The organism is uncultured Clostridium sp., assembly GCF_947072515.1.
Classification (GTDB): Bacteria; Bacillota; Clostridia; order Clostridiales; family Clostridiaceae; genus Clostridium.
On record NZ_CAMTIG010000025.1, the window covers coordinates 1 to 11,841 of the forward strand.

The 11,841-nt window shown below is 25.1% G+C and carries 9 protein-coding genes; 7 read left to right on the top strand and 2 right to left on the bottom strand.

The window, feature by feature from the left end; all coding sequences use genetic code 11:
- The first annotated feature begins 263 nt into the window (after window positions 1-263).
- From Q0W06_RS10515 to Q0W06_RS10545, 7 genes are all read left to right on the top strand, one after another.
- Entirely contained in the window at window positions 264-1,550 is a 1,287-nt protein-coding gene (locus Q0W06_RS10515) for a toll/interleukin-1 receptor domain-containing protein (RefSeq protein WP_297634914.1), read from the top strand.
- Window positions 1,551-1,964: 414 nt separating this feature from the next.
- On the top strand, window positions 1,965-3,404 hold the full coding sequence (locus Q0W06_RS10520; protein WP_297634917.1) for an ABC-three component system protein: 1,440 nt from the start codon (window positions 1,965-1,967) through the stop codon (window positions 3,402-3,404).
- On the top strand, window positions 3,401-4,102 hold the full coding sequence (locus tag Q0W06_RS10525; RefSeq protein ID WP_297634920.1) for an ABC-three component system middle component 1: 702 nt from the start codon (window positions 3,401-3,403) through the stop codon (window positions 4,100-4,102). The genes Q0W06_RS10520 and Q0W06_RS10525 overlap by 4 nt, the downstream gene beginning before the upstream one ends.
- A 1-nt stretch (window position 4,103) precedes the next feature.
- Window positions 4,104-6,362: a hypothetical protein gene (locus Q0W06_RS10530; RefSeq protein ID WP_297634923.1), complete on the top strand. Its 2,259-nt coding sequence runs from the start codon at window positions 4,104-4,106 to the stop codon at window positions 6,360-6,362.
- A gap of 521 nt (window positions 6,363-6,883) precedes the next feature.
- Window positions 6,884-7,789, top strand: coding sequence for a BRO family protein (locus Q0W06_RS10535; protein ID WP_297634926.1), 906 nt, complete (start codon window positions 6,884-6,886; stop codon window positions 7,787-7,789).
- A 483-nt stretch (window positions 7,790-8,272) separates the two neighbouring features.
- On the top strand, window positions 8,273-9,862 hold the full coding sequence (locus tag Q0W06_RS10540) for a restriction endonuclease (protein WP_297634929.1): 1,590 nt from the start codon (window positions 8,273-8,275) through the stop codon (window positions 9,860-9,862).
- 590 nt (window positions 9,863-10,452) lie between these two features.
- A complete protein-coding gene (locus tag Q0W06_RS10545) occupies window positions 10,453-10,785 on the top strand; it encodes a helix-turn-helix domain-containing protein (RefSeq protein WP_297634932.1) in 333 nt (110 codons plus the stop codon).
- 81 nt (window positions 10,786-10,866) lie between these two features.
- On the opposite strand, the gene dmpI is transcribed toward Q0W06_RS10545, so the two are convergent.
- Window positions 10,867-11,064, bottom strand: a complete 198-nt coding sequence (dmpI, locus tag Q0W06_RS10550; RefSeq protein ID WP_297634935.1) for a 4-oxalocrotonate tautomerase DmpI — start codon at window positions 11,062-11,064, stop codon at window positions 10,867-10,869.
- A gap of 56 nt (window positions 11,065-11,120) precedes the next feature.
- Window positions 11,121-11,645 carry a nitroreductase family protein gene (locus tag Q0W06_RS10555; protein WP_297634938.1) on the bottom strand — a complete coding sequence of 175 codons (525 nt, stop codon included), beginning with the start codon at window positions 11,643-11,645 and terminating at the stop codon, window positions 11,121-11,123.
- Window positions 11,646-11,841 lie beyond the last annotated feature (196 nt).

The window sequence follows — 11,841 nt, forward strand, 5'->3', positions numbered from 1 at the left end:
GAACCGTACCATAAGTAAATGAGGTTTATAACCTTAGGCATTGATATAACTTGCCTAAGGCTATTTTTAAGTAAAAATACTTTATCATAAGTGCTATAGTAATTAAAAAAAGTTATATTTACTGATAAGGATTTAGATTAAGATAATAAAATAATAAGTTCTTAGTATTTATTTACACAATATATTAATATTCCTTTTATGGTATAATATGTAATGAATTAGAATGATAAAAGTATACAATTTTGGTAATTTGGAGGGGTAATATGCCTAGAGTATTTATTAGTTATAGTCATGATTCACAGAAATTAGAGGAGAAAGTTAAAAGTCTTTCAGATACATTAATAGAATATGGAGTTCAAACTGAAATAGACCAATATACTACAAATCCTGCACAAGGATGGCCACAATATATGTTAGAGAATATATTGAAGTCAGATTACATATTATGTGTTTGTACAGAAAATTATAAAAAAAGGTTTGAAAATGAAGAAAAAATAGGCGTTGGGCTTGGAGCAAAATTTGAGGGGAAGTATATACAGCAGATATTGTACAACGAAGGATATAATTCAAAAGTGTTACCTATACTTTTTGCAGATAATCAGCCGATTCCAACAGCGCTACAACCATATACACATTATAAATTATATCAAAATGGAGAATTTGAGAAGTTATATAGATATATTACTGGACAACCACTCATAAATAAACCACAGTTAGGTAGTATAGTTTCGTTAGATGGTAATAATGTGAGTATGTTAAGTGATATTGCATTTGGGAATAATAATAATAACTTAAATAAAGATAAAGATAAAGAAAATACTGTATTAGTTAAAAACACAGAAGAAATTCAAGAAAGTACTGATATTGATCAGTTTTCATACTCAACTCCATTTTTTGATTACAGAATGGGGAAGGCATTCCCAGGAATTAGGGGAGGAAAGTGGTTTACTAATCCTGAAGAAATTATAAATCGCTTAAAAATACTTTTAAAGGAGCCACTTAATAAAAAGGGGATGACAAATCCTATTTGGTGGTTTAGAGGAACAAGTTGTCTTGATATAAATAAATTTGAAGTTATCAATACAGAAAAGTGTATAATTGAGTGTAAGGAATGTGCAGTTGATAAAATATATGTTTATAGAAGTAGTGATTATTATCGTAGTTTTATTTATGTTGAATTAAAGCCTGAGAATCCTGTGGGAGTTTATGAAAATTCTGAAGAAAATATAAAATTGCAAATGGACTATTATGGCTATGCAAATGAAGAATATGCAATATATAATAATCATCCAATAACTCGTAGTGAGTATGATGATGGAGCAGGGGTTATTAATGGTGAATGTGTTGATTTTGATATGAATGCAAAAATACGCATAAGATATTTAACAAAATACAATTTTATAATTTGTGCAAAGTTTAATCCTATAAATTCAAATGAAGGAGATAGTACTACCAAAAAGATTTTAAATTATCTTCTTAAAGATGAATGCAATATTGAAGATCTTGTTAATGCAATAGAAAATTTGCCTAGAAACAGAAGTGATTATTAGAAACATTTTTACAGCTAAATAAAAATAGAATCATGAAGAAATTAGAACTAAGTAAGTGATAGCTTTATAAAGAAACCTCACTTAAAAGAGTTACGGAGAACCATATCACAAGTAAGTGATATGGTTTTTTAGCTATAGATATAAATGATGAGTAGCTTAGAAAGAATCAAATAGGTATACATATTTATGTAATTGCTATATTCCATTAATCAAATTAGATAGATAATAAAGTGTAGGTGGAAGCGATAAACATTATTAATAATAAGATTTATGATTGTAGACGATAAAGTTTTAATATTCAGATGATTTAATAAGTATTTAATTTATGTCTAAATACAAGATAATTAGTATTAAAATGGGTATTAAGGTATAATATTGGATAAGGAAAGAATTAAATAAGATGGGAGAATTAGAATGAGTTACCCAGTAGAGTTTAAAAATAAAATAGTTTTAGCACTGGAAAAAGATGAAGACATTAGTAGAATGATAAAAGAAGGAAAGCCGACATATAGAACCATAAGAACATGGTATGAGATATATAAAGAGTATGGATTATTTAAAAAGGAAAGTAATAATGATGCAATACCATCGTGGAGTGGATATAACTATCAAGGAAAAATGATGTTACTATTGACATTGCAAATGATAAATAAATTAAGTTTTGATGGCGAAACTAGTTTTAATAACTGGAGTGTAGAATTAGAAAAAAAGCAAGACTTTGTATTTATAAGAGATGGTATAGTAGATTCACTATATCAAGTAAAGGCTTGTTTATCTAAAAAAACTATAGGTGGTTATGAGGGAGCATTGGAAAAGTTACTAGAAGATAGAGATTTTAATAACAATCAAAATGCTAAATGTATATTGATATCAGCAGAAAATATAACGGACTGGGATATTGATGACAATAAGTATAAGAATGAAATTGAATTATATATGTATAGAGATAAGATTGTGTCTATATTGGATGTGATTGAATATATTAAGATGGAATTAGAAAAGTTACTTAAGAGTATAAATATAACTACTTCAAAGGAAGATATTTACTTTATTCTTTGTGATTTTATTGATAAAAAAATATCAAAGTATCATAATGAGGGAAAGAAAAGTAATTATAATATATTGTTTAGTGAAATGATTGATTATATTAAAAATATTAGTATATGTAGGGATGAAATAAAGAGATTAGAAATTAAAGAGTGTATATATAAATACATAAATAAAAAAATAAAGAGTGATACTGTAGAAGCCTGTGACGAGTGTGAGGGAGATTGTGACGAAAAGTGTGGAGTATCTAGAAATTATGAATTAACAAAGGCTGTATCATTAGATAAATATATCAGTTATATTAATCCAATGGCTAGTAAAGAAGAGCCATTAGAAAGCATATTTACTGAGCATATATATACAGATAATATATGTTCAGTTTATAAGGTAGTTGATTATAATAGTATAAATGAAGAAAAAGATTTAATATTTTTTATTCATTTTGATAGAGAATTGAAAATTATTCCTACTATAATACAAATTAGCAATACAAATTTAAGGGCATCTAAAGCTTTAATTAAAATTAATCAAAATGAAATATATAAAGATCTTGAAGGAGATTTTATTTTATCAGGAAATATTGGATGTAGAGTATTGCAAACAGAGGGTGATAAGTTTACTAATACAGATGGAGAGTATCTTATGAATAATGGGAAGATAGTTATAGAAAAAGAAATAGGTATGAAAGAGATATTAGATAATATAAATGTAAAAAATAAGAAAATAACTTTTTCTCAAAATATAACAATAGTTAATAATGAAGATTTAATTACATATTTTAATGAAGGGAAGAAAAATAATTTATGAACAGAATTTTAGAAATTATAAAGAAGTACAATGGAAGTTTAATAAGTGGCATGCAAGATTCTGAATCGATTGTTTATAATGAGGAGTTTACAATTTTAAAAAATAGAATAAAGAATCATTTTTGTATATTTGAGTTTGATTATAATAAGATAAATACAGAAGAAATTATGACATATATAGAGACATGCTGCAATGAAAATGAAATCTTAAGAAAGATTAAACCACAATTTATTTATGCAATAATTATTTTAAAGATACCTAATATAGAAGCAGAGATGAATAAGGAAATAATTGAAATAGAAGAAAATGAATATTTTTGTAAAAAGTGTGTTTTTTATTATAATGATAATGAAGTAAATGCATTCGAAGATTGGGTTAAAAAGAATAGAGAAACTAGCTTTAATAAATTAGTTAGAATTGAGAGCAATAATGGGATAATCAATAAAAAAAATAAGGATTCCATGGCATTAAAATTCATGCTTAGAATTTTAATAAAATTTACGTTTATAAAGGTGGATTTAGGATATAAAAGTGGAATAAGTTTTGAAAATGAATTACTAAAACAATTAGAAAAGATAAGGACGGATTCTATAAAAAGTAATATATATAAATTAAATGAAGAAGGACTTGATAAATTGATGGCTATGAATTTAGATGAGGCTGTAAATTCTTATTTATTAAGTTTTAGAGAGGAATAATATGGGATATAGAGTTGAAAAAATATGGATTAATAACTTTAAGTTTATAGAATATAGTGATGAATTAGGAGTGGAGATTAACTTTCAAAAAGCTAATTTAGTACTTCTAAATGGTCCAAATGGATATGGTAAAACAACTACATTTGAAGCTATAGAATTATTATTAACAGGAGATATTAAGAGTTTTAATTCAACACTTTTAAATAGAGGAAATCTATCTAAATCAATTTTAGCTAATGATTCTTTGAAGGATATTAAAATTACTGCAAAACTGGTTAATAAAAAAGGAAATATTTTAATTGTTGAAAGAACGATTAAGTGTAATGATGGATGTACATCTATTATAAAGGTTAACGAAGAAGAATATGATGAAAATAAATTGTGGGAGTTATTAAAGTTTAATAAGAATATTTTTGATATTGGTATGTATATTTCACAAAAAGAATCTTTAGAGTTTCTCGAAAAAAAATATGGAGATAGAAAGAGTATAATTTCAGGAATATTAGATAGCAATAATATTAAAGAAAAAAGTGAGTTTATAAAGAGTTTTGAGAGAGGAGTTAAAATTAAAGTAGAAGAAACTAAAAAGATATATGAAGATGAAATAAATAACTTAACTATTAGTTTAAATCTTTTAGTGGATAAAGAGAAGAATGTATCTAATTTACCTAAGGAAGTTGGATATAAAAGACTTTTTCAAGATATGGAATATGAATTTGATTTAGAGAAGCTAAATTATAATATAGAGTACGATATGCAGATTGAACCATTAAATAAAATTATAAACGTTATTAGAAATGAAAATAAATATAAAAATACTAAGAGGATAGTACACTTAGAAAAAGTTGAAAATTTAGTTGATAATAATTTGAGAGCTATATATTATGATAATATTATTAAAAATATTAAATCAAAGGTAGATATTTTAAGTAATATAAAAAATATAGATAACATGTTAAAAGAAAGAAAATATAGTGATGCAGTGGCAATCGGAAAGTTGGCTAGTATTCCAAAGGAAAAGATAATTCAAATAGAATTATCTATAAGAAAATATAATGAATTAGTAGCAGATTTAAGGAGTAATCAGAGGGAGAGAACTGATTTTATTACTAATAGAAAAAAACTAATAGAGCTTTTTAATAAAAATGTTAAAAATAATAATCTAGATAAAAATACATGCCCTTTGTGCGGAAGTACATATATGGAATTGGAAAAGTTATTTAATATGACAGAAAAAGTGTTAAAAGAAAATAATACATTGGTAGAAAAAGACTTGGATTTAATCAAAGAGAAGATTGATAAATATTTTGATGAGGTTAAATTGATAAATGAAGAAACTAGGCTTTTAAATAATAAACAATATCTTGTATATTTAGAGATAGAAAATTTAATTAATATTGATACATCTAAATATATAGAAGAAAAAGAAATAATGGTTGAGTTCAATTTTATTAATAAAAAAGATTATGTAAGTGAAAAGTTTGATAGTGAGTATACTTTGTTTAAATTAAATATTGGAAAGGAAATTAATAGATTAGGCGAAAGATTATCTGATAAGGAATTTAAGGATTATGAAAATTTAATCAATAAGTATTATAAAGGTAAAATTAATCATAATGAATCTGATATAAATAATAAAATAGCATTTATTGCTGACAAATATTCTACAGGATATTCTAGACAGATATCAATGGAAAAAAGGAAACTTCAGGATAAAACTATTGAATATGAAAAAATAAAGAAGGAAAATGAATTAGCAGAAGTTACAGTTAGGGAATATAGAAAGAAATATGATGCTGCTTTTAAAACATATCAAACAAATTTAGTGGAAAACATAAAGATACCATTGTATATAATTTCAGGTAAAATAATACAAAACTATCCTATGGGATTAGGGATAAATGTAAATATAAAGGAGAATCAAGTTGTTTTTCAAACTGATGGTAAAGAAGAGGATATTTTTAATTATTTAAGTATGGGACAATTAAATGGAGTGGCACTGTCAATTATGTTATCAGTAAGAAGCACAGTTGATTTTGAGGATGGGTTAGACTTAATATTAATAGATGATCCACTCCAGTCAATTGATGATATAAGTGCATTTTCTTTTACAGATTTATTAGTAGATTCATTTACTGATTCTCAAGTAATAATGTCTACCCATGAGTCGGATAAATCTGATTTATTAGAGTACAAATATAGACAGCATAATAAAAATGTTAATATATTGAATATGTATGAGAAATATATAAATAGTTAAATTATAATAAGTAAGAGAAAATTCTTACATAAAGAACTCTAAGAGTAGACAAGCAGTGAATATAAAATAAGAAAATTAAAGTAAAATAGATTGAATATTTAATTTATAAAAATAATAGCCTTTAATAATAAATTGAGGCTATTATTTTTTTTATCAGTTTATTAGTATATGACATGAAAGCTGTAGGGTAAATAAGGAGTATGATTTTTAGAAAATAAAATAGATTACATAAATTATAAGATATAGAACATACTAATAGCAAAGTAAAAAAGTCCATGATTTATAGGTGCGACCAACACCTGTAAATTCAATAGATACCTTAATTATCTAAAGAATTCTAAAATCAAAGACTTCTACTGTATTATGTACAGTTTATAAGTTTTTTATACTAAGAGGTTTTGATAAATAGTCTATAGTATTTATGTAATAGATATTAAAATAAAGCTTTTTAAGATAATTTGGGTTAGTACTAAATATCTTAGAAGGCTTTTTTATTTCTTGAAGTTTAAAGGAGGTTAAATATGAATGATATTTTGAGAAATAATTTTAAAGGGAAAAATATATCTGTATTTTTATGGAGAGATAAAATATGTTTTTTACCTTTTGAAGTTGCAAGTGCTTTAGATTATGCAGATGAAGCTAAAAGTATACAAGATTGTATAAAGAAAGAAGATTTTGAAGAGGGGGAGGAATTCTTTATATTAAAGGGAGAGGAACTTAAAGTTTTTAAGGGGAAAGTTGGAGAAAATAATTTTATTAAATTAAAAAGAGTATCAAAACTTATTATATTTACTGAAATTGGAGTATATGGTTTTTTACAATATTCCCAAAAGAAACTTGCGATAGCATTTAAAAAGTGGATTAGAAGTGAAGTGTTACCTAGTATTAGAGAAAAGGGTTATTATAAAAGTGAAAATTATAAAAATGTGAATGAGATATATCAGTTGGAAAAGAAATTGGATGATAAATTTAGTCTGATAGAAGTGAAAGATGATAATAAAGAAATTTCAAATTTAGAAAAAATAAAAGTTGTAAATGAAACATTTAAATTAATTAAAGAAATTAGAAATAATAAAAATAATGACGAACTTGAGATTTTGGAATCTTTATATAATAGTGTAGGATTAGATTTTAAAATTAAGCTAAAGGAGGAAATATTCTTAGATGTATTTCAAATTGCAGTAGAGCTTGGAATATATACGGATAAAGGTGAAGTAAATACCGAGGCAATAATTGAGATTTTAAAACGGATAAAAGTGATAAGCAAAGAGAAAAAAATTATACATATAGAGTACCATGGGAAAAGTGAAAGTATAATTAAATATTCTAGAACGGTAATAGATAAGATAATAGAGTGGATTGTTGAAAATGATAAGCCTATATTATTAGAGAATGAAAAAGAAGAAATTTTTATTGTATATGAGTAATTATTTAAGAAGAGTTTTTAAAGTTATAAAAAATAGTCTGAATGAAGAAAATTGCTAGTGTGAGAGATAATTTATAAAATTTTAAAAGTAATCAGTTAGTATATATTTATTTAAGTGATTACTTTTTTGGTAATCACTTATTATATTATTAAAAGTTATCCACAAGCTAATAGCAAGTATATAATGTATAAATACAGGAGTATAAAAAGTTAATGTAATCTATTTATGCTACTACTTTTTTAGTAGTAGCATGGGGAATTTATTTTTTTAATTATAGATCATACTATATTTAAAGTAATATAGATGGGAGTAAATTCTTTCGCAAAGAACCATTAGTAAAGATAAACTTTATAGCCTTGGGTATTGGTAAAGATGATATATTATGATATTTAGATTTTGAATTAAATGAAATATATAGATAAAGAGTTAAGAGTGATATATAATTATATGGTAAAATAATGAAAATGAGATATGGAGGTATTTATGGCAAGAAGAGGGTATGGTCTTATGGGAATGGCTAGAGAAATTGAGAGGGCAAATAAAAGAGCAAATGCTGAAATGGCAAGAAGAGAAAGAGAAGAAATTAAGTATCAAAAAATGATAGAAAAGCAAAGAAGAATTTTAGAAAAAGAAGAAGCTATTCAATATGCAAGTGAGTTAACAGAAGAAGCAGAAAATGAAAGAAAAGAATTTGTAAGTTTGTTAAATAATATAAATATAAAAAAGAAAAAATTTGACTGGGAAAAATTAAAAGATAATTCAGTATTTGAAGAGAGATTAGAAGTTGAAAAAATCCCATTAAAACCTGATGAAGAGAATTATAAAATTAAATCTTCAATAGTAGATATAATTTTTTCTTCTAGAAAGATGAAAAAAGAAGAAGAGATGAGAATTAAATTAGAATCTGATTTGGAAGAATGGAATAAACAATGTGAAAAATATAATGAGATAAATAGAAAAAAACAAGAAGAATGGGATAAAAGAAAATTAAAGTTTGAAACTGAACAAAAAGAGTTCAATAATGAAATGAAAATTTTAGAAGAAAAGTATGTAAAAGGTGAAAAGGAAGGTGTTGAAATTTTCTTTAATGAAATGTTATCTAATAGAGAATATCCAGCTTATTATGGATTAGATTGGGATTTTCAATATAATAAAGAAAACAAAATGGTAGTTATAGAACACACTCTTCCAAAGAAAGATGAGATAAATAAAATTAAACAGGTTAAGTATATTCAAACAAGAAAAGAATATAGTGAAACTTACATAAGAGATTCAGAGATAAATAAAATATATGAAAATGGAATATATCAGTTATCGTTAAGAGTTACTAATGATATTTATGCTATTGATGAATTAAATAATGTTGAATCAATAGTTTTTAATGGATATTTGACAGATATAAATAGGAGTAATGGAAAAGAGGAAACAAAATGTATTTTGTCATTACAATCTACTAAGGAAAAATTTTCACAATTAAATTTATCAGAAGTTGATCCAAAACAGTGTTTTAAAAGTTTTAAAGGTATAGCAGGAGCTAAGTTAGTGGAATTAATACCAGTTGCACCAATAGCAAATATTAATAATGAAGATAGAAGGTTTATAGAATCAAGAGAAATTGGAGAAAAAATTAGAGGGATTAATTTAGCACAAATGCATTGGGAAGACTTTGAGCATTTAATTAGAGAATTATTTGAAAAAGAGTTTTCACAAAATGGATCTGAGGTAAGGATAACTCAATCGAGTAGAGATGGTGGAGTAGATGCTGTTATGTTTGACCCAGATCCCATTAAAGGAGGAAAATATGTAATTCAAGCTAAAAGATATACTAATGTTGTTGGAGTATCAGCAGTAAGAGATTTATATGGAACAGTTTTAAATGAAGGTGCATCTAAAGGAATATTAGTTACAACTTCAAATTATGGAGCAGATTCATATGAGTTTGCAAATGATAAGCCGATAACATTACTAAATGGGGCAAATTTATTGCATATGCTAGAAAAACATGGGTATGAGGCAAGAATAGATTTAAATGAAGCAAAATTAGAAATAAATAATAAGAGAGAAGTAAATTAGTTAAATAAAAAAATTATATTTATTTTAAAAGAAAATGTTTTTTAGGGCTTCTATAAAGAACCCTGAGCAAAGAGTTTTTTGTATTATGAATAAATTAAAAGAATTTTATACAAAGAAGGTAGTAGATTATTAATTAGTAAAATTATAAGAGCTTGTTAAAATAACTCCTCTTAAGATACTCTAGTTTAGTTTGTATCTTAAGGGGATTTTATATTTTAAGGAGAGAATTAAGTTAATAGTGAACTAATAGTTAAATACTCAAAATCAGATCTAGATAAAATAATAGATTGGATTGTAGAAAATGAAAAACCAATATTAGTAGCTAACAATAGAAAAAATATATTTATTATATACAAATAGAATTGAGATGTAGTATGTTTATTTATGATACTACTTTTTTGGTAGTATCATGGGAAAGTTACCTAAGAAGTTATATGTGATAATACATTTAAAGTAGTATCATGCATAGCTATTTATAAAGTGACTACTGAAAAAGTAGTCACTTAGTGTAATCATTAAAAATTATCCACAAGTTAATAACAGAGATATTAATTAGAAATCTAGAATCAAAACTAAAAAGAGGTGAGAATATGAAAAACTCAAGAGAGCTAGTATTAGTAAAAGAATATGAATATTGCCCTATAAAAAAATCCATGAGCATCATAGGGGGAAAGTGGAAGATATTTATAATATGGATATTATTGCAGAATGAAGATGTTCGTTATGGAGAACTTAAGAAAAATATAAGTGGAATAACAGATATGATGCTTTCACAGTGCTTGAAAGAACTTGAGAGGGATAATGTTATTAGCCGTAAACAATATAATGAAGTTCCATTAAGAGTTGAGTATTCATTAACTGATAATGGGAAAAAACTATCAAATGTTATGGAAGAGCTATCTTTATGGGGAAGAATACAATAATATATTACTAAATAAAAAAGTTAAGCAAATAAAAGTGAATTTTATTTGCTTAACTTTTTAACTTTATAAAATAAGCTAAAATTATTTTCTATCTTTTATAACTTCAGAAAATAATTTAGTACCATTTCCAATATTATCGTAGTCATTTTCTTTGATAATTGTTAGAAATGCTTCTTCTGGAATATTACATATTTCACCTGCTTTAGTTACTAACTCTTTAACAAGTGCAGCTTTTTGCTCTTTTGAGATTTTTCCAATTTCAACTGTGATTAATGGCATAATAATACCTCCTTTTAAAATAATATTTATATAATCTATATAGATAACTTAATTATCTATATGTAATTAACATTTGTATCTATATACTCTCTAGTTTTTATGCTTGTATCATTAGTATATCCAACACATATACAAAGATACGGCGTAAATCCTTCAGGCAGATTTAAGTTGTTTTTTAAATCCTCATTCATGTTTATAGCATAAAGAGGTGCTGTCATTATAATTGAGTTTAAACTCATATCTGTTGCAGCTAAAGCTATATTTTGTACAGCTAAAGCACAATCAAGTTGTTCAGCTCCATATTGATTTTTAGGTGCTGAAACAATTATAAGTGTTTTAGCATTGTAAAGTGCATTTGGTAGTCCAATAGATTTTTCTATAGTAGCATTTATAGAATTAAGAACATCTAAATTTTGAACTACAGTTATCTGTCTAGCAGAATCAGAATCTGGTCTACCACCACCACTTATAGCAGCAGTATTTGCAGCATGTATAAGAGTCTTTAATTTATCTTTTGATAGTTGTTCATCTGTGAAATTACGAACCCCTTTTCTTTTAATAATTGCGTCTAATGTATTCATAGTTATTCTCCTCGAAACCTTTATTTGATATGAGTATAAAATAGAAATAATTAAAGCGCAATAATGCAGATTTTTATTAGTTACTTAGAAAAACCTTAGTAAAACATTAAAATTATAGATAGATTATTTTATTGAAATGAGAGTGATTTTTACACTTAAATCACCAGAATAATAACAAATAGGTTTTACATTTAAA